General features: G+C 39.8%; 17 protein-coding genes, 1 tRNA gene and 1 pseudogene. 1 reads left to right on the forward strand and 18 read right to left on the reverse strand.

Annotation, left to right across the window (positions count from 1 at the left end; genetic code table 11):
- Nucleotides 1-3: 3 nt before the first annotated feature.
- Nucleotides 4-1656, forward strand: coding sequence for a galactose/methyl galactoside ABC transporter permease MglC (locus DW152_RS10845; protein WP_117538046.1), 1653 nt, complete (start codon nucleotides 4-6; stop codon nucleotides 1654-1656).
- A 201-nt stretch (nucleotides 1657-1857) separates the two neighbouring features.
- On the opposite strand, the gene DW152_RS10850 is transcribed toward DW152_RS10845, so the two are convergent.
- From DW152_RS10850 to DW152_RS10940, 18 genes and pseudogenes are all read right to left on the reverse strand, one after another.
- A complete protein-coding gene (locus tag DW152_RS10850; protein WP_118288620.1) occupies nucleotides 1858-2460 on the reverse strand; it encodes a DUF6553 family protein in 603 nt (200 codons plus the stop codon).
- 48 nt (nucleotides 2461-2508) lie between these two features.
- The gene (locus DW152_RS10855; RefSeq protein ID WP_118288621.1) at nucleotides 2509-3558 is read right to left on the reverse strand and encodes a galactose ABC transporter substrate-binding protein; all 1050 of its coding nucleotides are present in this window, start codon (nucleotides 3556-3558) and stop codon (nucleotides 2509-2511) included.
- A complete protein-coding gene (locus DW152_RS10860; protein ID WP_118288622.1) occupies nucleotides 3551-4561 on the reverse strand; it encodes a sugar ABC transporter substrate-binding protein in 1011 nt (336 codons plus the stop codon). Before DW152_RS10860 ends, DW152_RS10855 begins: the two co-directional genes overlap by 8 nt.
- A complete protein-coding gene (locus DW152_RS10865) occupies nucleotides 4548-6323 on the reverse strand; it encodes a cache domain-containing sensor histidine kinase (RefSeq protein ID WP_117538087.1) in 1776 nt (591 codons plus the stop codon). The genes DW152_RS10860 and DW152_RS10865 overlap by 14 nt, the downstream gene beginning before the upstream one ends.
- A gap of 87 nt (nucleotides 6324-6410) precedes the next feature.
- A complete protein-coding gene (locus DW152_RS10870) occupies nucleotides 6411-8012 on the reverse strand; it encodes a response regulator (RefSeq protein WP_117538043.1) in 1602 nt (533 codons plus the stop codon).
- 992 nt (nucleotides 8013-9004) lie between these two features.
- Nucleotides 9005-10795, reverse strand: a complete 1791-nt coding sequence (locus tag DW152_RS10885; RefSeq protein ID WP_118288624.1) for a hypothetical protein — start codon at nucleotides 10793-10795, stop codon at nucleotides 9005-9007.
- Nucleotides 10796-11248: 453 nt separating this feature from the next.
- Nucleotides 11249-11887 (reverse strand): response regulator transcription factor, encoded by a 639-nt coding sequence (locus DW152_RS10890; RefSeq protein WP_118288625.1) that lies wholly within the window; start codon nucleotides 11885-11887, stop codon nucleotides 11249-11251.
- Nucleotides 11884-13125 (reverse strand): sensor histidine kinase, encoded by a 1242-nt coding sequence (locus DW152_RS10895; protein ID WP_118288626.1) that lies wholly within the window; start codon nucleotides 13123-13125, stop codon nucleotides 11884-11886. The genes DW152_RS10890 and DW152_RS10895 overlap by 4 nt, the downstream gene beginning before the upstream one ends.
- A complete protein-coding gene (locus DW152_RS10900) occupies nucleotides 13125-14768 on the reverse strand; it encodes a histidine kinase N-terminal 7TM domain-containing protein (RefSeq protein ID WP_118288627.1) in 1644 nt (547 codons plus the stop codon). The genes DW152_RS10895 and DW152_RS10900 overlap by 1 nt, the downstream gene beginning before the upstream one ends.
- Before the next feature lie 134 nt (nucleotides 14769-14902).
- Nucleotides 14903-19783, reverse strand: a complete 4881-nt coding sequence (locus tag DW152_RS10905; RefSeq protein WP_118288628.1) for a hypothetical protein — start codon at nucleotides 19781-19783, stop codon at nucleotides 14903-14905.
- Between the two features lie 89 nt (nucleotides 19784-19872).
- Nucleotides 19873-20124: pseudogene (locus tag DW152_RS10910) on the reverse strand (8-oxo-dGTP diphosphatase MutT); the annotation flags it as partial.
- Between the two features lie 288 nt (nucleotides 20125-20412).
- Entirely contained in the window at nucleotides 20413-21168 is a 756-nt protein-coding gene (locus DW152_RS10915; RefSeq protein ID WP_021860329.1) for a metallophosphoesterase, read from the reverse strand.
- A 370-nt stretch (nucleotides 21169-21538) separates the two neighbouring features.
- Nucleotides 21539-21607 (reverse strand) — tRNA-Ile (locus DW152_RS10920).
- 98 nt (nucleotides 21608-21705) lie between these two features.
- On the reverse strand, nucleotides 21706-21852 hold the full coding sequence (locus tag DW152_RS13210) for a hypothetical protein (RefSeq protein WP_186856230.1): 147 nt from the start codon (nucleotides 21850-21852) through the stop codon (nucleotides 21706-21708).
- Nucleotides 21853-22091: 239 nt separating this feature from the next.
- Complete coding sequence (locus DW152_RS10925) at nucleotides 22092-22631, reverse strand: hypothetical protein (RefSeq protein WP_118288630.1); 540 nt, start codon at nucleotides 22629-22631, stop codon at nucleotides 22092-22094.
- Between the two features lie 19 nt (nucleotides 22632-22650).
- Nucleotides 22651-22848: a helix-turn-helix domain-containing protein gene (locus DW152_RS10930; protein ID WP_021860327.1), complete on the reverse strand. Its 198-nt coding sequence runs from the start codon at nucleotides 22846-22848 to the stop codon at nucleotides 22651-22653.
- 131 nt (nucleotides 22849-22979) lie between these two features.
- Nucleotides 22980-24455 carry a helix-turn-helix domain-containing protein gene (locus DW152_RS10935; protein WP_118288631.1) on the reverse strand — a complete coding sequence of 492 codons (1476 nt, stop codon included), beginning with the start codon at nucleotides 24453-24455 and terminating at the stop codon, nucleotides 22980-22982.
- A 118-nt stretch (nucleotides 24456-24573) separates the two neighbouring features.
- Entirely contained in the window at nucleotides 24574-25434 is an 861-nt protein-coding gene (locus DW152_RS10940) for a TrmH family RNA methyltransferase (RefSeq protein ID WP_118288632.1), read from the reverse strand.
- Nucleotides 25435-25438 lie beyond the last annotated feature (4 nt).

Consider the following 25438-nt stretch of genomic DNA (forward strand, 5'->3'; position numbering starts at 1 on the left):
GAAATGGCAGAAAAGAGCTTTATTATCTCGGCTGAAGAAGAAGCGAAACTTCTCCAACCGATTGATGAATATGTAGGTAAGATTCAGAAACAGATTGACGAATTGCGTATCGAAGGTACAGATAAAGTGAATACTTTAAAGAACCAGATCGCAATCGCAAAAGAAGATAAAAACTTAAGCAAAGAAGAGAGTTCTAAGATTATTGCTAACAGCAAGAAAGAGCTTGAAAAAGCAGTTGCTGTTGAAAATAAAAACAAAGCAACGATCAACAAGCTGATTGCTGACGCTGAAGGATATCTCGCTAAACATTATAATAACGACTATTATAATATCGTAGCTAAGAGCTGCGAAACTGAGATGAAGGACGAAGAGAGCAGATACGCTAAGGTTAAAATGAAACTTCAGGAAGAGCACAAGAAAAAAGTTGCAGCTCTGAAAGACTCTGAAGAGATTAAAGCTGAGAAATATGTATTAAAGAATCACCTCTTTGATGCGGAAATGACTCACGAGTCAAGAGTACAGGAAATCAAAGACAGAAAACATGATGCATATATGCACAAATTCCATTTGATCGACCTTCTGAGAATGTCTGAATTTACACTTTCTCAGCAGTATGCACAGAAGATTGAAAACTATAAATATTCTTTCAATGTAGCACAGTTCTTATACAAGAATGGTCTTTACATTGTAATCATTTTAATCTTCATCGCTCTGTGTATCATTACACCAATCGTAAAGAATACACAGTTATTTACAGCAACTAACATTTTGAATATTTTACAGCAGGCTTCACCTCGTATGTTCTTAGCACTTGGTGTTGCAGGACTGATCCTCTTAACAGGTACAGACCTTTCCGTAGGACGTATGGTTGGTATGGGTATGGTAACATCTACAATCATCATGCATAACGGAATCAACACAGGTACAGTATTCGGACATGTATTTGACTTCTCAAAGATGGCTCCGGTACCGAAAGCTTTATTAGCATTAGGCGTTTGTGTAATCCTGACAACTGTATTCTCTATGATCGCTGGATTCTTCATGGCAAGATTTAAGATGCATCCGTTCATTTCTACAATGGCGAACATGCTTATCATCTTCGGTCTTGTAACATACGCAACAAAAGGTGTTTCCTTCGGTGCGATTGATTCAGAGATTCCGAAAATGTTCATTCCACAGGCTGGAAGATTCCCGACAATCGTACTTTGGGCTGTAGCTGCAGTTGCAATCGTATGGTTCATCTGGAACAAAACAACATTTGGTAAAAACCTCTACGCTGTAGGTGGAAACCCGGAAGCAGCAGCAGTTTCTGGTATTTCCGTATTCAAAGTAACAATGGGAGCATTTATCCTTGCTGGTATCCTTTATGGATTTGGTTCATGGCTTGAGTGTAACCGTATGGTTGGTTCAGGTAGTGCAGCTTACGGACAAGGATGGGATATGGATGCCATTGCAGCCTGCGTAGTTGGTGGTGTATCATTTACTGGTGGTATCGGTAAGATTTCCGGAGTTGTAACTGGTGTACTTATCTTCACATCTCTTACATACTCTCTGACAATCCTTGGTATTGATACAAACCTTCAGTTCATCTTCGAAGGTATTATCATCCTCGCAGCCGTAACACTTGACTGTCTGAAATATGTCCAGAAGAAATAATTAAATTGTCCTTCCATTAAGTGGATGTACATAAAGGAAGCTGCCGCCCCGCGATTTCTCAATCGCGGGGCGGCAGCTTCCTTTTTTTGTGTGCGTAGAAGGCTGATTGGTGTTGTCTTGCGGACACCAGTAACAACCCACAATCACACATCAAAAAACCCCGACCGCACCGGCCGGGGTTTTTCTTGTCCGAAATATATTCTACTTATTCAAAAAATGCTCTCTATTCGGATATTCCTCTCTAAAAGCAAGAAGTGCCGCTTCCTTAAGCAGTGCGAATTCTTTCTCCATACGAAGCATCCGCGGTGCCTTGAAAGCAATAATACTGATCTGCTCTGCAAGCTTCTTTGCAACGCCTTCGTCTGAAAGCTGTCCCATTCCAAATACGAGAGAAGTAAATCCTCTGCCTCCGCGGCTCACTTCAAAGTAACGCTTGAATGCATTCTGAAGTTCCGCCAGAAGTACTTCTTTGTACAGTTCATCCTGTAGTCTTACTGCGGATAACCCCAATGTGGAAAGGATTTTTGCAGCCTGCTTTCTGCGCATGCCACCGATATCGATTGTCGTTGCCTCTGCCATGCCTTTTAATTCCACAAAGCCTCCGACAAATTCATCTTTTCTTGGTCTGCGTTTTCCATAGCGCACAACCCACAATTCTTTCCTGCATGCATTTCTTTTTGCTTCCTCACTCGCTTCCTCACTCGCCTCCTCACCGGCTGCATCTTCTCCATGCGCCTCCAGCATTTCCATTCGCTTCACCGGATCGGTTTCCTCATAAAACTGTGCTACCCATGTATTGTCCATTTTTCTATCCTTTCGCTCTCTTCTCACGCTATCTCACGCTATCTATACTTATTTTTCCAAGAACTCATCTACATTCTCCTCATCTACCTGACGGTATTCAGAGACATAATATCTGCCGTCCGTCAGCTGGCTTCGATACTTGTTGTCCCCGCGAAATACTTCCACAGACAACTTCGCAAGCTCACTTGCCTGGTCTTCATTGTCGTTGTAGACAGTTCCTTGCATCTGGCCGTTCTTGATCGCATTCAGAGCATCCTCCAGCCCGTCAATTCCGAAAATCACCGGCCAATCATTTCCTCTGTATCCGGCCTTTCTGCAAGCCTCCACAGCGCCCAATGCCATCTCGTCGTTATTTGAAATAACAAGTTCGATTTCTTTGCCATATTGCTGGATGAGACGGGTCATTCGATTTTCCGCCTGCCCACGGTTCCAGTCTGCAAACTGATAGCTTAATTTTTCTAATTTCACATCGTGTTCGATCAGTGTCTTTACTGCATAGTCCGTTCGGCTAATGGCATCCTGGTGACCGGCCTCACCTTCTAAAAGAACATACTGTATCTTGCCATCTTTGTTCACATCCACCTCCGGATGATTTTTAAGGTAGTTTGCAACAATTTCACCTTGCATTACGCCAGACTGCTCTGCGTCACATCCGACATAATATAGTTTCTCCCACTGCATAATGTCTTCTTTTACCGGCTCACGGTTAAAGAAAATGATCGGTATACTTTCTTGTTTCGCCATCCTTATAATGCGGGATGGCGCTGTTCTGTCAACGAGATTTACACAAAGCACGTCACATCCAGCGTCGATCATTTCTTCTACGATCTCATTTTGATCCTGCTGGTTATCATCTCCATTTTTCACAGACACGATAATCTTAAAATCTTCGGATTCCATTTCCTTGAAATTCTCTTTCAATTTATCTGTCATAGCATTGATAAATGGATCATCCTGGGTGTACGTTACGACACCAACTCGAAGAATATTATTGGACTTCGGCTTTTCCTTTTCACATCCAGATGCAAGAAGGGTGAGCATTAATGTAACTGCGATCACACGTTTATACTTTCTGTTTCTTTCATTTCTTTTACTCATAGGAATACATGAACCTTTCCATATTGTCATCTAAAGAAAATATTGGTTTGCTAAATATCTTTATATCTGTCTCATGACCTTTGATTCGATAAAATCTGCGGTTCAGTTTCTGCGCAATCTCTTCTACGCTCTTGTAGCCGACGGAATAGGTATCCGGAACGATAAGGCCGTTGAGCACTCCGTCATCAAGCAAGACGATTGCCTTTTCACTGCTGCCAATTCCATATATTTCTGCCTTGCTGTATGTGCCTTGCTCCGATTTCTCGCCAAGCTCTTCCAACGCTTTCGAATCCAGCACGACTAGGGCGTCCACATCACTTTTCTGGGCTACACTTTCACAGATGTCCTGTCCTTTTTGACGGTAATAGCACCAGCTGATTTCATTTTCGGTATCTTTAAGCACGTCTTTCAAACCTTTGATCATCTGACGATTTGCCGCAGACTCTCGCCAGTCGGCTACAATTCCTACCGTCTTCTTTTTGCCAATCTGCTTTCCTAATGTTGTACCGATTTTATAATAATCCGGCCCGATCACTGCACCAAGCGATTTTTTCGCCGATTCCGAAGTCGCTTTATTCTGAGACGCCCTGTCTGAAGATTGCCCATTAATCAACTGCGTTCCGTTATAAAATTCATCCATAATAAGAATATACGGGATGCCGGAGCACTGCTTTTTGATCATTTTTTCGGTGTCCGCACCCGGCGCCGGGCAAATGATAAATGCATCGATATCATTATTTTTCTGTTCATTTATGATTTCTTTTTCCGTCTCCGTACTGTCAATCTTATCCGTATTGCAGATGATCATATGAAGACCATTGATATCCGCCGCCTGCTTCAGGCCTTTTATAAGCGAATCCCAGCGGTTGTCACCCGATTCGGAGAGAATGACTGCCACTCGCTTCTCCGGCACATTTTTATCGAAAATCTTCAACACGAAAAACAATGCCAGCACAAGCAAAATCGTCTCCAGCACGAGGAAGGTTATTTTATTTTTTTTCATCTAAATTCCTCCCCTGCGTGTATTTTTGCATTTCCAGCATTTCCGCATTCTCAGGCGTATGCAAAATCGCCGGAATGTGGATTACAACTTTCGTTCCCTCATCCGGTTCGCTGTACACTTCCAGTCCATACTGCTCACCGAACATAAGCTTGATTCTCGAATGTACGTTAATAACACCTACGCCGGAACCGTGCTTTGGAACTTTATTATTATTTGTCAAAATATTTTCCAACACTTCTTCGCGCATGCCCATTCCATTATCCTCAATGGAAATGTAAATGTCATCGCCTTTCTTCTCACCGCGCACGATGATCTTGCCGTCATCGTCCTCATCCATATTTCCAACGCCATAGTAAATTGCATTTTCCAAGATCGGCTGAATGACTAATTTTACAATGCAATATTTTTCAATCTCTTCATCAATCTGAAATTCCATCTTAAAACGCTCTTTATAGCGCACAAGCTGTATATTCATATAACTTCGGCTGTGCTGCAATTCATCCTTGATAGAAATAATTGTCTTTCCCCGGGACAAACTGACACGCAAAAGTTTCGCAAGCTCTGAAATCATAACGACAGCACCTTCATTTTTGTATGCCTCGATCATCCACGTGATCGACTCCAGCGTATTATAAAGAAAATGTGGATTGATCTGGCTCTGCAATGCATCCAGCTCGCTCTTTCTTCGCTCATTCTGCTGGCGGATGATCTCTTCCATCAAAGTCTCAATCTGCTCGTAAGACTTCTGAACGGAATATCCCAAATGTCGGATCTCCGTAGAACCTCCAATGTAAATGTCCGGTTTTCCACCGGCCTCATGGTCTTTTACGGACTCTTCCAGCTGGCGGATCGGTTTGGAAATCTTTCGGGAAACTAATCTATTTCCATAAAGGAGCATCATCAGAAGAATTGTGATCGTCGTAAATACATAGTAACGGAATCGATTGATGCTTGCAGTCTGCACACTCTCCGGCACAACACCGACAAGTTTCCATCCGGTATATGCAATACTTCCGACAACAATGCTTTCCCTATGGCCATCCGCATTGATGGAATACGTTCCATCTTCGTATTTGGCTGTTCCGACACTCTTTTCATTAAAAAGCCCTCGGTCCATCTCTGCTCTTCTCGGATGGTAAATAATTTCTCCATCGCGGCTGATAAGATAATAGTAAATGCCTTCCGAAGAGTCATTGATCTGTTTTAACACATCCTCAATAACTGAATATTTCATATCCACTAAGAGGACACCACTTCGCGGCTTATCGCCGTCGTTGACATCCACATAGCGGCTCAGCGAAACAACTCGATGGAAACGGTAAGAACCATCCGCAAAAAGATTTTGGATATGCGGAACGGAGAAATGGATGTTTTCAATTGCGTCCTCCGCATTCCGGTACCAGTCCTGCCTTGTTACGTCTATTTTCTTCTCCACCGATACCGGCTCAGAACTGATAAGTTTCCCATCACTTCCATACAGCGCCACGCTCTGCACCTTGTCCGAATTCGTTTCGTACAGAAGACTGAACTGCTCGGTAAATTCACGGCTGGAAATGTCAAATTCCTGAACGATATTGTAGTTCGCCGCATTGAAAATCTGACGCATATCCAAAAGGTCCGCATTTACACGGTCCACCATACTCTCTACGTTCGATTCTGTATTCGCAACCGCCATTCGATCAATGGCGAGCTTGAAACGGTGATAGAGCAAAAATCCCATAACAACGATCGTCACAACAGTGATCGCCATAAGCACCGACATGATGATCGACTGGATGTTGAATGTTATATTTTCTTTTGAAAATTTTCTCAATCTGTTTTTCACGCTATTCTATTCCCTTCACGTGCATTATTTTTTCGCAGATGCCCGGTATTTGGAAGGTGAAACACCAAATTTCTTCTTAAATACGTAACTGAAATAGTTCGCATCCAGGTACCCTACCTTCTCTGCGATCGTGTAACTCTTCTCATCTGTGTTAAGAACCAGGTCCTCTGCGATATCCATTCGGTAATCTGTCAGATAAGAAATAAAAGACTTTCCTACTTCTTTTTTGAAAATAGATGAAAAGTAAGAGTTCGACACACCAAGCTGTGCACACACTTCATCGAGCGAAATGTCGGCCTCCATATATCGGTCTTTCACAATGTTCTGGGCGTCTACGATCAGTCTTTTCGATGTATTATTTCTGGCATTCATAAGACAGTCGCTGATTGCCATAGACATATTGACCGTCCAGTTTGTAAGCAAGCTTTCATCCATCTGTGATACTTTTTCGTAAATATTTTGCGAATATCCGGAAATCTCATTGAAATCAAGCGAGTTATTTGTACAGAAGCGAACAAATCTGCTGACAATCTCTAATGTTGCCAGATTATGCTGGCTGATTGTCTCTGTATTTTTATAAATTTTCTCAATTTCCTTGTGTGCCATCTCCTTAATCTCTTCCGGATCACCGATACGGATCGCGCGAAGAAGCTCCTGCATGCTGATCTCTTCCGGCTGCGCTGTCTGCTTCTGCTCTTTTGGGACAATCTCTCCGATGTTGATGGCGCGCTTTGTACCATACAGCACACGATAAGAAATGGCATCTCTCGCCCCTTCATAAGAAATGCTGATGTCACGAAGGCTGTCACACACCGTTCCGATTCCTGCCGTAACGACTGCTCCCATAATTCGATAAGCCCAACGGCAGAATCTGTCGCAGGCATCTGTCACCTGTGCCATCTTCTCCTTTGAATCAAGTTCCAAAATAAGAAGCGTATTGCCCATGTAAATAAATTCCTTGCATTCCCACTCTTCTACGAGCCGGTCTTTGATCTCGCGCTCTACGGACATGGAAAGAAGCAACGGATCCATTCCATCCGGCACATGATTTGCAGAAGTATGAAAGATCACACAGCAAAAATGCGGTCCTTTCATATCAAGCTGATACGCCTGTAAAAACCGGTCATAATCCTCTTCACCAACTCTTCCTTCGATAAGCGAAATAAGAAAATTCGACTGCAGCTTCGGCAGTGCCTCCTGAAAGTAATTATTTAATTTCTTTACATTCAATTTTTCTTCTCGCTCTCGATCCAGTGTCTCTTTCAAGTCCTCAAGACTTGCAGACAGTTCTGTCGAGTTGATCGGCTTCAACATATATTCTTTGATTTCTAAATGCACCGCTTCCTTTGCATACTCAAATTCATCGAAACCGGTACAAATCATAATGTAAATATTCGGATAATCCTCGTTCAGTCTTCTCGCAAGCTGCAACCCGTTCATGTAAGGCATCTTAATGTCCGTAAGCACAACGTCCGGCTGGAGCTTCTCCACAAGCTCTAATGCTTTCACGCCGTTCGTTGCACTGCCCACAACCTTGAATCCAAGATCATTCCAATGAATCTTTTGCTCCATAATATCAATAACTTCCACTTCATCATCTACCAGAAGTACTTTATAACGCTCCATACTAATCCCCTTTACTTCCTTTGGTCATTCTGCCTTTTATTATAGCAGAATATGCCCTCGTGCAACATAGTTTTTATAGTTAATGATAATTTATGCCCGGGGGAAGCGCTGGCCCCCAAGACAACACCAATCAGCCCTCTACGCACACACAAAAAAGGAAGCTGCACTACCTGAACCAACCATACGGTTACACTCAATCATCATAGAGTTTCATCTTTTCCGAGGTCAACTGTCGGCTCTGTTTTTGCAATTCTGCGGTATTGATTTCTTTGTAGTCGCATTGCCTTTTGGAAGATACCCGTGACCTGGATGTCGGCAGTCTGGGCGAGCGTAATGTTTTGAATAAAATCTACGATGCTCTGGTGAAAAAATATAATCTGTCCACAAGCCTTGTTCTGTATGTTTTTGTGCATGATAAGAAAGAAAACTGATTCCACCGCATGGATCAGTTCTCTTTAAATAATGGCTACTTCATTTTTCTCTTTTTATATAATCCTACAATCAAACCAAGACTAACAATCGCTATTAAAAACCATGCTACTATGAATCTTTAAAACCATTTTCCCAGACCAGCTCATCATTTTTCATGTATTGAATTGGAAATATCGAGAACTTTGCTCCGGAAAGAGTCACTTCTTTATCCGAACTATTTCTCTCCTTGTAAATAATTTGAATGCTTCCTGTTCTGCTTCCTGCTTCTGCATGGATTGTTGAAATATCTATAAAACCACCGACAAGAAAAAGCATAACGAATAAAATAATGTGAATACTTTGGTGCTAGAATATAATCTGTATTTACTGATATCACGCTTTTCACATAAAGATGCTGTGCGATTATATGTAAAAAGGTGACTGTTCTTAATCAAAATAAAAATGGCGAAGTGCTTATCGTAACACTCCGCCGAAAGCCTCAAACGATAAAATCCAATTGACTTTAATGCCTTCTCTAGTCCCTTATCATGCAATTATTATTGATCGTGTTTCTAAATGCATTACCATACCGATTTCAGTGTTCTCACACTCCATGTTGGGGAGTTATTAGCGAAATCAAGTGCTTTCTTTGACTTAAATGAAAATTTAACCTTTTTAATTGTACTGTCTTTTACATTCTTATAAGTCTTTGTTGTTGATGCGTAAATCTTATTATCGACTCCAACTCCAACCTTCACTTTATAAGTTTTAAGCTTAAAAATACGATTGTTTACAACATATCCTGTAACTGTTACCTTGCCATTGTAATAACTCATTTCCCACGGTACAAATGTTGCTGTTGCATATGGCGTAATCGCATTTATATTCGGATTGATCCATCCTTGCCTCTTATACTTACTAGCAACCGGTTTCTTTGCCTTACTGGTCTTTGTAATCTTTGTATCCTTTGCGCAAACCGCTTTTACTTTATAAGAAGAAGTACTTGCTTTACTTCCACTATATACAAAGGTAATTCTTGTTTTTCCATTACTCTTAATTGTTTTAATCTTCTTATTTCCTTTGTATACATGCATAGTGGAAAGACCTTTACCCGCCTGTGTAGACGGTACATTTATTATAAGTTTTGCTTTTTTAGGTGCAAATTTAACACCTGAAACAGATGGTGTTTTAAAGCTTGCTGATTTCAATGTCCAATATTGGTTATCTATATATTCATATTCAGTTCCACTTGAATCTGTTCGTATAAGATGCACTGTATAATGCTTGGCCGTGCCAGGTTTTAATCCTGTAAGTTTAAAACTTCTCTGATAATTATTACTTCCTTTAATCACATATCTTTTAAAAAGTGATCCTTCTCCATTTTTTGTTGAGTAATTATAGACTTCTACGATATGTGCCGTAGCATAACTATAACTTGACGCATCAATGTAACCGATAAGCTGATCATATCGACCGGAACCCATTTGAAACTTGTAGTCCTTCGCCGCTACTGATTTAGTATATGCAGCCTGATCAAATATAACCCTATCACTATCCTTTAATGTAATTGCATCTCCTGCTGTTTTTGCCGATGCCGCATCTTTTGCAATTACAAGAACCATTCCTGTCTTAACACCAGTTATATCAATTTCTTTTGACTCCAAATCACGATATACAAGTGCTTTAATCTTGTTGGTAAAAGACCTACCATATATCATGCCGTCATCCTTATTATATGCCCATAAGGATTCACCCTGACCAGGTGCTTTTGTTGCTTCCATCTCTGCATTGATTTCTGAATATTCTTTTCCATTTGAAGACTTGACACTCCATGTGTACCTGTTTACTTTGCTAAATAAATTCTCAGTCTGTTCCGGCCCTTTAATAGTCGGTGCTGTCAATTCCCTTGCTTCAAAATCACAATATGGACCATACTCCTCAAGTTGAAGATTCTTGTAAAGTTCATATCTAATCCAGAATTTTTCTCCTGGTTTTACATGTTTCAGATGTTCGCTCCTAATCTGATGAGTATGCACATTTTTTCCTACGTCTATACTGCCGCATTGTAAAGCAACATATTCTTTCCCGCTTGTACCATTCGTCCACGCAGTTAAATCATACTCTTGAATACCCAAAACATCATTTGGATAATATACCGACAAATCTACCGTTACATTAATATCAAATGTATTATCCCCACGATTGATATATTCAATCTTTTTCAACGGAGACTTTCTCGTCGGTGTATAATTTTGTGTGTACGTCTCAGCAGCTTTTACATCTGTCTTCCCGGCAAATGAAAAAAATACAATCGCCAGAAGTGTTGCAAGCACTACAAATAATTTACTCTGTCCTTGTCTTTTTGTTTTCATATCATCTACGCCTCCTTTGCATAATACTTTTCAAGATAATTTTCCACTCATCAGAAGACAATCATCCATTTTGTCTGATAATTCAAGCACAATATATTATTTGTAAATAAAGTATAACATATATATTTCTTTTTCACCCCGTCCTAAAGGACAGTATATAATCAATTTCGCAGGAAATTATTCATTGTAGCAATGGATCCAAAAGTCACAAAACAGCAATCCTTTCATTAGATAGTTACATATTCGTCTCGATTTCCAGTTTCTCATAACATATCCCTCCTTCTTCTTTTCCAACTAAGTTACTGGTCTTTATCTCCTCAAACGACATAGTTTTCTTACAATAAATTATAACAGAGAGACAAAAAATAAAACCTGTCCACATGGACAGGTTTTCGTTGTTTTTACTGAGAATTTTATCTGTCAGATAAGTATTATCTGAACATACAAGGAATATTATTTATTTTTTTCCTGACTGCTCGGTATAATGAAGTTCTTATTTGTCACCGCGATCGCAAGTCTCGTCTTATTTGCATATCCTGTTTTGGACAAAATATTCGAGATGTGAAATTTCACTGTCCGCAGTGAGATGTTCATCTGCTCTGCGATTTCACTGTATTCGAGTCCATCGCAGACATAGCGTAACACTTCGATTTCCTTGGCTGTAAGCTCCGAACTGTCGGCAAGTCCCAACTGTACACTCGGTGTTTTATCTGGAAATACACGCTCTCCGTCCATCGTTCGATCCATAACATCGATCAGCCTTTCCGGACTGATATCCTTATACCAGAAGCTGTCTACTTTCGCCTCTCTTGCCCGCTGCAAATATCCGACTTCCACCATGGAAGTTACGATAATGATTTTTATATTTGGAAGCTCTGCCTTTATCTCTGCTGCCGCTTCGATCCCGTCTTTATTTCCGGACGTACATACATCCATCAATATAAGATCGATATGCTGTCTTCTGCATATGGCAAGTGCAACATCTGCCCCATTTACGCTGGCAGAAAGCGTATAATTGTCACTTTCTGAAATGACTCTCTCCATATTTTCACGAGGCATCCTCTGATCCTCAACGATTAATACCTGTTTCATACTCTCTCCTTTTGAAATGCAATCGTCAATGCAAAATACGGAAATGACTGTATCTGCATTTCTCCGCCATAGTCAAATACATGTCTGGAAATATTATACAATCCGCCTTTTGGAACAATCTCTTTATCCGGTGTCTCTCCGTTATTCGTGATACGGATGCGACATTGCTGATTTTCATTCTGCATCTCGATCCAAAGCTTTGTCGCACCGGCATGGCAGACGCCATTTGTCAGACACTCGCGCATTGCAAGGACGCAGATATTAGCCAGTTCCTCTGACTCCGGCAATGTTCCCTCGCACACTACCTCCACGCCAAGTGTCTTTGCATCCTGCAGAAATCTTTCAAAATCGCCTTCTTCCAGCGGATACTGGTTGTCATTCCAGATTGCATTTACGGCCTGCCGAAGCAAGCGCACCGCATCTTTATAATCTGCGTTCTCCTGCGTCAGCCTCTGGCGGATCGCAGTAAGACCGGCGCCCATCTGATCGTGAAGCTTTGTCTTTGCCGCAAGCACTTCCCGCTCACGTGTCAGGATCAATACATTGTCCGACAGATAGCGGAGTTCTTTTGATATTTCTTTTAACTTTTCGGTCTGCTTTGTCAGATTTATTTTTTCCTCATATTGTTTCGTAATGTCCAGAAAAATAGCTTCTGTATATACCTTTCCCTTTCGATCTGTCACTTCATTTTCCCGATAGCTCCATGCCTTCCCATCAGGGAAAAGGTAGATTTCTTTGTTGTTGATCCGACTCACACCATAGCGCTCACATTGCTGAAGCGCTTCTTTTAATTCTTCTTGCTTTTGCAGATCTCTGTGAGTGAGCGTCTGAAAAAGACGATACATCTGCTCATTGCAAAGCTTCAACATTCCATCATCCATAAAATAACAGATTCCGATCGGCAGTACGTTCATCGCCTCTTTGATGGAATTTTGCCTGATAGTTTCTGTTCTCATCTTTTTCAGCCGAAGTCCTTCCCAGATAAGTAACGCATCGATCACACCGACAACACACCACCATACTCCGATCAGAACAGATGGCATTTGCAAATATATTTCTCCTCCATGGGCCGCCTCGAATGAATAGGCCAACGCATTTAAAAGCAGAAATAAAAACACAAAAAGTGCAATGTTGATATACCATTTTCGATCATCCAGCTTCATATTTTGAAAAGCAAACAACAGAATCATATTCCCTACGAGACTTAATAAAATAATGATCATTAAAAATGTCTGCATTACGGTTCACCTGCCTTTTCCACGGCAAATGTAAAACGCCATATGCCATCTTCACATGTACAGAACTGCACCATTTTCGAAAAAATGGTAAGATCCATCTTGCTTTCTATTTCCATACAGAAGAGAAGCTTTTCTCCCTGGCTTCGAAGCTTTATCCACAGAGAATCGCATGTGTCCACGCATTTTTCCACCACTGTTTCAAAAAACTGATACATCGACACAGCGTCACTTACATAAATCTCCTCACCGGTTGGGAACGAACAGGCACAGTCGATGTCCATCAATCGCAAGCTGGAAAAAGATTCTTCTATGCAGGCTTCCAGTTCGGCGGCATCGGATATTTTTGATCTCTCTTCGATAAATTCCAGATTTCCGCGTCTTTTTATATACGTTCCGACAAGACTGATCTTCGCTAAAAGCCTACGGCTTTTCTCCTGATTTTCTTCCTCGTCATAGTGGTGGAGCAGGTCATTTAACAGATCGATCTGTTTTGCGGTCTGTGTCTGTAGCTTGTCAAATAAGCGATTCTTCTCACGCAGCATATTGATGGCTGCCTTTGTCTGATAATTTTCCTGCTCAATACAGTTACTTTCTTCGATTGTCTTTCTGTTTTCTTCCAGTCTCTCAAGAAGCTGGATGATGTCTTCGATATCTTCCTGCCAGAGAACATGACCGCCCGGGATATCCCGGTTCTGTATCAGTGTCTTCTTATCGATCACGACTTCTTTCTCCATCGCTTCCTTCATTATTTTCTTAGATAAAGGCATTGCATTGGAGGATGTGTAGCAGACATTATAGTCCTGATCTGTAATCTGGGCTCCCAATGCGCAGACTTCAAACAGCCGCTCATACCCTGTATTTGTCTGGATCAATCCGCAACGTACACAGCTTTCCAGTATGCCCACAAAAAATAAACATAAAACTGCGGTAATGTCTCCACCTATTTTCTTCATCCATTCCACACCACTTACGTAAATGACTGCGTAAAGTACAGTTGCACTGATTCCGATCAGCGGTAAATATTTCTTCTTTCGGGAATGTCTGCATTTATAGAGCATCAAAAGGAAGCCGATCAATGCACAGACAATTTCCCACAAAATCACTGCATAATAGCCCCATCCATATGTATAACTGCTATCCGACCATGCCGCTCCTTCCGGGAAGGCAAAGACAAGCTGGTGAAGATCATTCGTCAGCACAAATATACTAAGAATCCCCGTCGGAATGCATAATCCTTTCAGCCACCCCGGCAGCCTGTATTCTTCCGGCTGTCCAAGAAGAAAAGCCGCCTGCAATGCAGTCAGCGGAATAAACAGCATTGGTATGTAGTAGCAATACCAAAGGTAGCGCGAGATCTGCAGATCATAGGTGAAGAAATATTTTGTCGTGCGTACAACAAACCAAAATACCATCAAACCTGCGACTAACAGCAATGTATTTCTCACTGATTTTTGAATGACTCTCTTATGAATGCTGATCGCCCATCCGATATATAAGCCGATGTAGATCACCGTCCGAAGTGTGCCAAAGAAGATGCGACCGGCGCTCATCTTCCCCAGCCAGCGACAGACCAATGCGGCAATCACAAGCAGCAGAAATATGACGATATTCAACTGTTCACTTGATTCTTTTTTCTTTTTCATTCCTATGTTCAAATATATCCCTTTACGTATGATTTTTCTATTACTTTTTGAAGTATCATCCCGATTTCGTTGCCAGCAGCGTCAAATATCACCAGTTTGTTCATAATGTGCTTTATGCTTTATCCTTTCTGCTCTTATTTCGTCACTACTGTTTTTGCTGCCGACCATCCGGAATAATATTTTTTACCGGAAACACTCCTATAAGTACGGATTTTCACATAATATTTCTTCTTTGCCGCCAGCTTTTTAATAGTTTTCGAAGTTGTTTTATAACTGCTGACTGTGACATACTTATTTCGAGATTTGAACTTACTATTTGTAGAATAAAGTAACTGGTAACCGGATGTCTGTGCACTCTGCTTCTTCCATTTTGCAGTAAATGCTTTTTTCGATTTACTTAAACTGCTTATAGCGGTGCCTTTCGGATTAATGGTAAATGATAACGTCTTTTTACCACTGTAATTATCTTTTAAAGTTACAATTACTTTATATGTTCCTACATTTTTTCTGCCGGATGCATATTGCACTATATAATCTGTTTTGTTGTGCAATGCATTTCCGTTCGCATCTTTTACCGTTACAGACGGTGTTTTTACTCCACCTGAATAAGTATAAGCCGTTGCCGAAATTTTTACAGAGTTTATCCTTGGAATTGCGATTGCTTCTGAAATCGTTTCACAATTCTTACAGTGGATAGACTTACTTCCATCTGCTGCAAATGTTGCCGGCTGATCTACCGTATATTCTGTTCCCCATTCATGCGCCTTTTTATCCAGTTTTTTCGTCTCTGTGAAGCCACAAATTTTACATCGGCGCTGTGTAATTCCTTCTTTTGTGCAACTGGTTTCTTCAATCGTCTCCCATTCGGTAAAATCATGACCTGTTGCCGGAATAACCTGCTCATCCTTTGTTTCGCCACATTTCTTGCAATGGATAGATTTTCTTCCTTCCGTTGTGCAGCTTGGTTCTTTGTCAATTGTGAAATCTTCTTCCCAATTATGACTTGCAGGAATTACTTCCTGTGGTACAAGAACGGTTTTGCAGACGCTGCAATGCTTGCCTTCTGTAAGTCCGTCGGTAGTGCAGGTTGCCACCTTTCTCTGATCAATCACGATTGTATGTCCGTCTTTGCATGGATCTGGATCATATTCCACAATTCCTTCTGCATCCGTAAATATTTTTCCACAGCTTGTACATACCCACGCTTCATCCGCATATTTAATATCATGATCTTTTAAATCAGCCGGTTTCAATTGATTATAATAATTATGTCCAAATTTCGGATTTTCTTCTAATGTTCCACCATTTTCGGCTACATTGCTGCACTCTGTTTTTCCTGTAGTTTCCAGTTTATGTCCGTTCAGATTCAGGAACTCATTAATCTTTAACAAATTTGTGTGAATCAGTACGGTATCCTGATTCAGCGTCAATGAATAGAGCGGAGTCGCAAAATTAATGTCTGTATTTTGAAGTTCCAGATTCTCACTAAATCCATTTACCCGACTTGGCTCTTTAAAACTAATCTTCTGTGTCTTCTCTCCTGAAAATATTGTCTTATGCATGTTTGTCTCATAATAGCCATACCAGTTGGAGCCTGTTTCCTTATAGTTCGAGGTGAAATCTCCTTTTACTTCTACTGTTCCATTTGTTAAACACTCCCCCTTACTGCTTCCATATGTTTCACCTAACGTCAGATTCCCTTTCACAAGCAGTTTGTCTTCTGTATCCTGCATCTGCAGAAAGCCATTATTAAATTCCGCATTTCTCCCTACTTCCAGACTTCCCTGCTTAAAGGCAGCACCTCCTCCGTTCGCCATCAGATTTCCTTTAATAAGGTTATCACTGCCTGACACATTCATTGTTCTGACCGCTACATCTCCGGCAATTTCTACTCCTGCACCTCCCATGTCCAGTCTTTCTGCATCTATATTTCCGGTTGTTGCAAATTTATAACCGCCTGTATTTAATGTACCTGTTATCATCAGTTTTTCTGTATTCGTAAGCTGTGTGTCCTGATTGATCTTCACATTATAAATTGGTGTTGCAAAATTGATATCGTTATTCTGAAGCTCCAACTTATCACTAAATCCATTTACTTGACTCGCCTCTTTAAAGCTGATCTTCTGCGTCTTCTCTCCTGAAAATATTGTCTTATGCGTATTCGTTTCATAATAGCCATACCAGTTGGAGCCTGTTTCCTTATAGTTCGAGGTGAAATCTCCCTTCACTTCTACTGTTCCATTTGTTAAGCAATCACTCTCACTGCCTCCATATGTTTCACCAAGCGTCATATTTCCTTTTACAACCAGTTTATCCTCGGTACTCTTCATCTGCAGATACCCATTGTCAAATTTCGCATTTCCTCCTACTTCCAGACTTCCCTTTTTAAAGACAACAGTTCCAGTCATATTCAGATTCCCTTGTATCTGATTTTCTTTTGTATTGTTGATGCTTAACATGTTAGCCTCAACATTTCCAGTTGTTACAAAAGATCCATTATTAATTATCAATTGCGTAACGATCTGTAAATCTTTTGTTTCCGAAATCGCCATATCGTTATTTACTGTGAGCGAATAGAGCGGCGTTGCAAAATTGATAGCGTTATTTTGAAGTTCCAGATTATCACTAAATCTATTTACCTGACTTGGCTCTTTAAAGCTAATCTTCTGTGTCTTCTCTCCTGAAAATATCGTCTTATGCATATTTGTCTCATAATAGCCATACCAGTTGGAGCCTGTTTCCTTATAGTTCGAGGTGAAATCTCCTTTTACTTCTACTGTTCCATTTGTTAAACACTCCCCCTTACTGCTTCCATATGTTTCACCTAACGTCAGATTCCCTTTCACAAGCAGTTTGTCCTCGGTATCCTGCATCTGCAGATACCCATTGTCAGCCTCCATATTTCCATCTACAACCAGTTCACTGCTAGCAAATTCCAGACTTCCAGCCACATTGCAGTTTCCAGCCACATGGATATCCATGTTCTTAATGCTTACATAGTTTCTGATATTAAGGTTACTTGCTACATTAATCTTTTTCGAGCATTTATCATTTATCTGTAAAAATCCATTGATATCCAGTCTGCCGACATAAATCTCTCCGCCGTTGCCGGTAATTTCAAGATTTCCTGCCTTATCCGTTACAAATAAACCATTAAACTTCATTTCTTCTTTCGACTGGTCACTGATCTTCAATGTACCACCGTTGATCCGAATACCGGCAAGCATCACATTTTCAAATTCTGCAATGGAACACTTCTGTCCACTTCTGTTCGTATAAACTGCATATGTCTGCAAGTCACTGTCTGTTGAGTGGATAATCTGCAAAGTGCAGCCTTCGTCAACTGAAATCGGATTTGTGGAAACCGGATTGATCGTCGTATCCACAAGTGCATTTTGAAGATTCGTGTATCTTGCTTCCAATCCTGCTGCGTCATTGCATCCATCAATCCACGAAAGGATTTCTCCATATTTGCTGCCAATCTGCGCATTTGCAGTTTGGTATCCCAGATCATTCTGGAGCAGCACAATTCTTTTAATAAATTGCAGATCATCTATTGCTGCCGATGCCCAGATATCCATATTTTTCATATCAGCCTGACTTTTATATTTATTATAATTATTCTTATCATCATTAAATGCATCAACTGCGTACTGTTTTATTTCCTGCAGATATTTCATTAAATATATTTTTTCACAGACATCATCAAAACCGGTTCCATAATTAATAAGGTCTTTTCCTACAGCCAGTATCGCATTGGCTCTGCCGACTGCTGCAGATACCGCCATTTTGGAGCTCAATGTGTCCATCCCTGTTTTTCTGGCAACCATAATCGCAGCTTCATCTCTGACACCACCCTTTGCAGTGTCCCATACATATTTGCCAAGCTCGTCGCTGCCATAATCGTAAATAGATTTCAGCGCTGCACTTCTAATAACATTGTCACCAAGCTCATCGGATTCCAGCAGACTCAGATAAGAAGATGACGCACGGATAAATGTGTTATCATTATTTTTCGTTGCATTACTGCGTACACGTACCAGCGTATCGTGCATGGACTCCTGATTTCTGTAGAGATTTTCCATCATCACGATATTATTAACGGTTGATACACCTGTGCTGATCACTGTTTTTACGCTTTTGGCAATTTTCTTAATTTTGCTGCCATATTTATCAATCTGCATGGTCTTATACTGATCATCCCATTTCTGCGGTATATCGCCCGCGCCGTAATCCGCATAAAACTGCGCTTCATACAAATCCGAAAAATCTTTCATCTCTTTTTTGCCATCTGAATTTTTTGATGCCTGAAGCAATGTTTTTTTCACATTTGATACATACTTTGTCAGATTTTCATCGTATAGCTCCGTATTTTTTAACAGGTAATTATATTTATCTATATCATTAACATCTGTAATGGCTCCTAAATAGTCATTCAACCATTTTGATGCATCTTTGGTTTTTGAATTGTCCAATAAATCAGAATATGCCCGCAATGTCTGCATACCTTCCTCTTCACTGCCAATAGAATTACCTGAAACGGATTTGTAATCATTCTGATAAATGCTTGTTAGCAGAGAATCATAATTTTTGCTCTTTGCACCAGCGCAGAATTTTGTCCAGTCTGCATCCGTTGCAAAAACATCCAGAAGTACCGATGGAATCTCACTGATTGTCTCCCCTGTATGGTTCATTCTGTAATAAAGACTCACACCACTTTTAAAAATCGGATCATTCTCATATTGTTTCAGAAAATCCGTAGACAGATAATCTGTATTTGCAACTCCATCCAGTCTTCCATATGGATTAGATTCCGGCATCGTATCTTGCGTAAATGTATCGACTACAAAAGAGCGATCGTTCAACAGATTTTCAAACACAGCTACACTTGCCGTCGCATCATCTGCATTCACGCTGCTTGATGCGGATGTCGCTCCTGCCAGAATTGAAATCGTCACTGCACCAATTACTAATGCAGAAATACTTCTTTTTAATATAATTCTCTTTTTCCTCATAACTCATCCTCTTATATATGCTTCAGTCCGCCGTGAAAAATCTACCTCTATACAAAATTTTTAGTTGGTTTTGCTGAAATCATACCCTATTACCCATTCATTTCCTTTCTAATCTTCTCAATAAGTGTCACATCTGCCGGTAACCATTCTACTTCATCTAGCTGCTCTTCACTTAACCATCTTGCTGCCTCATGTTCCTCTAACACCAAATTCCCTTTTACAATCTCACACCAAAAACAATCCATGGAAAGATGAAACATCGGATAATCATATTCTATTGTTTCAATCCATTCTCCAACAGTTACTTCTGTGTCTAATTCTTCCATTATCTCTCGCTTTAACACAGGCACATCAAGTTCACTTCGGAAAGCGGTCGTTCTAAAACGGAATAGTGACTGCTGAGCGCCGTAAACCGCAATTAAACATTCTTATATTAATTGTATCATTACTACACTGGAATTTATATAGCGTTTTCTGTATTCACCAAAAATTTCCATTAACCTTTTAAATTTGTTGTCACCACCCTTTTATTCAATTGCTCAAGTTCTACATCCGCATTCTTTTTTTATAGCAATAAAGCCAGCCAGAACATCTCTGCTCTAGCCGGCTTAATTTCTAATTATCTCCTGTTACACAATTCTTATAATCTGCTCATAGAGCAATATCTCTTCCGCACTCACATTCTGATTATCATGATAATGCCCGAAGAACCATTTCTTGAACTTTGTATTCTGCCTGATCTCTTCAAAATAAGTTGTTAATATGTCTGGCTTGTACATACTTCCGCCTAACTGAATCTGTGTGCTCGACGCACAGCAATGTGTCACGATAAAATCCACCGAATTATCATGTGCTGTCAGATTCTTTCGTCCCTCTTCCATCTCTTCTATGGCTGGAAGCTCCTGCTGCCACCAGCTCACATGATTAAGTCGATAAGGCTTCCATCCGCGATCAAGCCTTTTCTTCTTGTTCTTATAGTCAGGATCGTCCAGATCCAGAATCCCTCCATCAATATCATGACTGCTCGCACCACCAAATGTAAATATACTTTTTCCTTCAATTTCAAATATCTGGCCGCGCATCAGGTGAATGACAGATGGTCTGATCTTATGAACTTTTCCGCCATGCCATTCCTCTACCGGATACTCATAGAGTCTGTCAAAATTCTCATGATTACCATCTACAAATAAAGTGGTAAATGATTTACAATCCAGCCAGTCCATGAGCATTGTTTCTTCTTTACTTTCCTCTTCCTGATCCCAGATTCCTCCAAAATCTCCACAGATAATTACATAATCTTCTTTTGACATTTCCTTTTGTTCTGGAAAATTCCTTGTATTAAATCTCTCAAAATTCCGATGACAGTCGCCAGTTATATAAATCATTCTATCACTTCCTTATTCGTAAACATTATTGATCTTTCATCCACATCTATCTTAAACATTGTATCTTGTTGTCTTCTATTATATCTGCATTATCGAAGAAGTCATTATACTCATAGTATAAATCCTTTGCTCACTATTTATCTTATATTGCCTGCATTACAGCCATGAGGCTGATCCTCGGTCAATTAATTTAACACCCCAACCTGTTCCATGGATTTCAGCATATCTCTATGCCTGAAGAAAAGTTTTCTGTTTATCCATAACTATTCAAAAGCAAAATCATTAACTATTCACGCTTTACAGTTTAAATATTACAAAAAATGATTAACTGTCCTTATGTTCTTAATACTATTCATAAACTCAGTTTTATGAAGACAGAACTCGAACCCGCAACAATATGGTTATCAGCCATATGCGCTACCCATTGCGCCGCTTCCTTGAGCTATCCTATTTAATCAGAATTTGCATATTCTTCTTGTAACTTAACCCTGTTACAGGGAAACTAAGTTCAGGATTTTCGTAATGCAAGCAATCTTTTTATTCTATTTCAATAAAAGTAGTTGCGTTGGATACTTTAATCTGTGTGTCCAGTTCTGTAAGCAGAATATTCCTCTTTTCTTCCAAAAGTTCAACCTTCTTCTTTACATCCAACGGATCCACAAGTTCTGTGGTATTTTCTTTCACATATGCGTCTACCACACCTAAAAACAATTGTAAAGGAGAGTATCTCACCTGTCATTGAACTTGTAGTATAAAATTTTTTGTCTTAATTTCATTTATGAATTAAGCCACTTTATTTATTTTTTCATAATAAGCATAAACACATTCAAACTGTGAATCCTGTCACTCTAAGCTAAATCACATCTATTGTAGTTGACATTTTAGCATCATCCGGTTATAATACAACACAAGAAATGGGTTTTTTACTGAGTAATGTCTTCGGACTGGAAAAGGGTGCTCGTTTCTTTTTTTATGTTTATAATATCATAAAGATACTTTTTCCCGTCCTTCGCATGTCTGATAACCATAATTACATTAAAAATATTATATCTTGTAATCTCCCCGTTGGCATCAAACACAGGTAAAGCAAATCTTGACTCATAACGGTACCAACCATACATAGCATCTGTATTATGTTTCGTTTTGTAATTTTCTGTATAGCTCTTTCCATTTGCTACTTCCATGAGTTCTGGCAATCCTTGCACTGCATTTGCTTTTGCTTTAGCATTTGTTCCCCGTAAAATATGTGTATAATTAGAATGTGCATATTCATCTGGTAAATCAGGACCAATATAAACAACATCATTGCTAGCAGCAACAGTGTAAATTTCTCCCACATATCGTTTTAAATACCGTTCAACCTCACCCCAATTTATTGTTCGTTTCCCTTTAAACAAACTATCATGAATAAATACTGTTTTCTTGCCATCTAAATCCTCTACTACATCTACTTTTCTTTCCAAATTTACCTCCCTGCCCTGCCTATTCATCTTCACTTCTAATCCTACACTCTGCCTCTGCTCTATATTTCAGCAATCGCAGCAAATATTCCGGCAGCTCCCGCTTCTCCGCTTCCCAATCCTGAACTGTACGATATGGTATTCCATAATAATCACTAAATTCCCGTCTGTTCATTCCCATCTTTTCTCTTAATTCTTTTACTTCTCTTCCTCTGCTCATTTTTATTCTCCTCCCAGCTAATATACGCATTGCGTTAATTTATAATAATATAAAAGGAATCATGTTGTCAATAAAAAATAGACGTCCATGATTCCTCTTGTGATACGGACACAAATTATTTTCATCGGCTTTTAATACAGTTTCCTATTTTTCTCCAATATAAGAAATTCCTCTATATCCTTTTTTAACGAAGCTATTATATGTGCTTTTGGAAACAAATATCGTATTTTTTTCATGCTTTCTATATACCATTCAGGTACTTCATTCTCATCAAGAAGTTTTTCTATTTCTTGCGGCATTGTATTTTTCAAATATTTTCCCTTACATACAGAATTTTTTATTTCACAAATAAGACCAGAAAGATTATCAGAATTTACGCCTTTAAGTTTATCATATAAATAAGAATACACATCTTCACAACAATAAATCATATCCTGCAATGGAATGCCTTTTTTGTATAAATATTCTGCATTATTTTCCCATACTCCTGTCCCATGCAAAAAGCCATTTATTGCAACCAAATCGCCGAAACTTGGTTCCTTTATATCTGCTAAAATCTTTGGTAAATGTATATTTCTGACAGGATCATCAAAAATATCGTTTTCTTTAGCATAATTGTAATATTCTTTTATCTGTTTCTTTGAAAATTCTATATCTACATATTTAAACTCAACGCTTTTATCCGCTTCTACAACCGTTATGCCTAATATATCATGTGCTGTATTATAATATTCCTCGAATGACAATCTGACAATTTTTTCTGGAAATCGTTTATTCAATTCTTCCGAAACTACCATATACCTTTTGACGTTAAATCGATCAAATGCATCCTCTCCCTTAACGTTGTTAGAAATTATAACTTCTCGCACCACACCATATTCTTTAAAATAATTATCCAAACATTTTTTTACCAATCCTGTTCCATTTTTTGAAACTGTAATCTCCATCCATTTTCTTAATGGAAATATATTTACAGTAGCAATTCCAAATCCATCTTTTTTTAGCTTTTCACCACAGGAACACTTTTTATCCGGTAAATCAATTCCACATTTTGTTTCTTTAAAAAACTCCATCTTTTTACATGCAGGACAATAATAGTGCGCAGGTAATGGATTAACAATGGTTCCACCCAAAATCCACGCAATAAAAGATGCACCCAACTGACCTCCGCGTACAAGCGCATATCCATTATCCTTTTCAAACACTTCCTGCAATTTTCCAAAGAAGCCCATCCATAAAAGAATTTCTCGATCTTCAAGTAGCAATTCTTCTGTTTGAAAACGATTTACTACATCAAGCGGTGGGTTTTCTCCATATATTTCTTTTACCCTCTCTTCTGCTATTTTTAATATATCATTTTTCATTGCAAATAGGTCCTTCCTTTTTCTACCGAAAGTAGCATATTCGCAAGTCAACAGCTCGTCTATGCCCACATCTAATACTTGTGCCAGTTTTTTTACTGTGTTGATTCTTGGCTTAGAAGCTCCATTTTCCCACTTTGACACTGCTTTATCTGTGACACCTACGAGTGCACCCAACTGATATTGAGACAGGCCTTTTTTCTCTCTTAATGCACTGATAAAATTTCCCAAACTATAGTCCTTCATGATTATCCTCCGTTACTTGCTAATACTATTGTATAGCATTTCTGAGAATTATCAATTTTTCTATGTAGAATAAAAGTAGAAATCCTCTCACCTGCCAAAGGATTTCTACTTTCTTATTCTACTTTCGCCCCAGCTGCCAGAACGCAACCGCGCTCGCTGCTGCGACATTCAGGGAATCTACGCCGTGGCTCATCGGTATTTTCGCCGTATAATCGCACAACTCGATGGTCTTATCCATAAGTCCTTCACCTTCGGTGCCCAGGATTACTGCCAGCTTTTCTTCCTTCACTAATACCGGATCATCGATACTGACAGAATCATCCGACAACGCAAGTGCCACAGTCTTATACCCCAAATCTCTAAGCTCCATGATTGCCTGCTCCGGCCAGAGATTCTCCCGTTCACAGCGCATTTCATTATGATCCCGGATAAATGTCCATGGCACTTGAAATACAGTACCCATGCTGACTCTGGACGCTCTTCTGTATAAGGGATCGCTGCATCCCGGTGTCAGAAGCACTGCTTCCATATTTAAGGCTGCTGCCGAGCGGAAAATAGCACCGACATTCGTAGGATTCATTATATTTTCCAGTATCGCAATCCTCCGCTTTCCCGCGCACACATCCTGAAATCTCACCGGCTTCTTCCGTCTCATTGCACATAACATGCCTCTTGTCAGCTTGAATCCTGTCAGCTTCGACAGTACGTCAAATTCCGCAGTAAAAACCGGAACTTCTGTATTTTCATATTTTTGAAGCAATTCTTTTGTTTCTTCATTATCCTTTATCTGCTTCTTTTCAACAAGAACAGACACTGGCTCATATCCCGCATCCAACGCTCTGCCGATCACCTTAGGGCTCTCAGCAATAAACATTCCGTCTTCCGGATGATCCTTATTCAGCAACTGCGCCTCGGTATATCTGGCATAAATATCCAGCTTCGAACAATAAAAGTCATTTATTTCGATTATATTTAACATCTGA

It is taken from the genome of Dorea sp. AM13-35, from assembly GCF_003473885.1.
In the GTDB taxonomy this organism is placed as follows: Bacteria; Bacillota; Clostridia; order Lachnospirales; family Lachnospiraceae; genus Dorea_D; species Dorea_D hominis.

What these genes read in the sequence shown, in the direction of transcription:
- DW152_RS10915 (WP_021860329.1), bottom strand. Translation starts at nt 21,168, where the DNA reads ATGATTTATATAACTGGCGACTGTCATCGGAATTTTGAGAGATTTAAT.
- DW152_RS10885 (WP_118288624.1), bottom strand. Translation starts at nt 10,795, where the DNA reads ATGAAAACAAAAAGACAAGGACAGAGTAAATTATTTGTAGTGCTTGCA.
- DW152_RS10855 (WP_118288621.1), bottom strand. Translation starts at nt 3,558, where the DNA reads ATGAGTAAAAGAAATGAAAGAAACAGAAAGTATAAACGTGTGATCGCA.
- DW152_RS10850 (WP_118288620.1), bottom strand. Translation starts at nt 2,460, where the DNA reads ATGGACAATACATGGGTAGCACAGTTTTATGAGGAAACCGATCCGGTG.
- DW152_RS10860 (WP_118288622.1), bottom strand. Translation starts at nt 4,561, where the DNA reads ATGAAAAAAAATAAAATAACCTTCCTCGTGCTGGAGACGATTTTGCTT.
- DW152_RS10890 (WP_118288625.1), bottom strand. Translation starts at nt 11,887, where the DNA reads ATGAAACAGGTATTAATCGTTGAGGATCAGAGGATGCCTCGTGAAAAT.
- DW152_RS10895 (WP_118288626.1), bottom strand. Translation starts at nt 13,125, where the DNA reads ATGCAGACATTTTTAATGATCATTATTTTATTAAGTCTCGTAGGGAAT.
- DW152_RS10935 (WP_118288631.1), bottom strand. Translation starts at nt 24,455, where the DNA reads ATGAAGGACTATAGTTTGGGAAATTTTATCAGTGCATTAAGAGAGAAA.
- DW152_RS10870 (WP_117538043.1), bottom strand. Translation starts at nt 8,012, where the DNA reads ATGGAGCGTTATAAAGTACTTCTGGTAGATGATGAAGTGGAAGTTATT.
- DW152_RS10940 (WP_118288632.1), bottom strand. Translation starts at nt 25,434, where the DNA reads ATGTTAAATATAATCGAAATAAATGACTTTTATTGTTCGAAGCTGGAT.
- DW152_RS10900 (WP_118288627.1), bottom strand. Translation starts at nt 14,768, where the DNA reads ATGAAAAAGAAAAAAGAATCAAGTGAACAGTTGAATATCGTCATATTT.
- DW152_RS10930 (WP_021860327.1), bottom strand. Translation starts at nt 22,848, where the DNA reads ATGAGCAGAGGAAGAGAAGTAAAAGAATTAAGAGAAAAGATGGGAATG.
- DW152_RS10865 (WP_117538087.1), bottom strand. Translation starts at nt 6,323, where the DNA reads ATGTCGGTGCTTATGGCGATCACTGTTGTGACGATCGTTGTTATGGGA.
- DW152_RS10845 (WP_117538046.1), top strand. Translation starts at nt 4, where the DNA reads ATGGCAGAAAAGAGCTTTATTATCTCGGCTGAAGAAGAAGCGAAACTT.
- DW152_RS10905 (WP_118288628.1), bottom strand. Translation starts at nt 19,783, where the DNA reads ATGAGGAAAAAGAGAATTATATTAAAAAGAAGTATTTCTGCATTAGTA.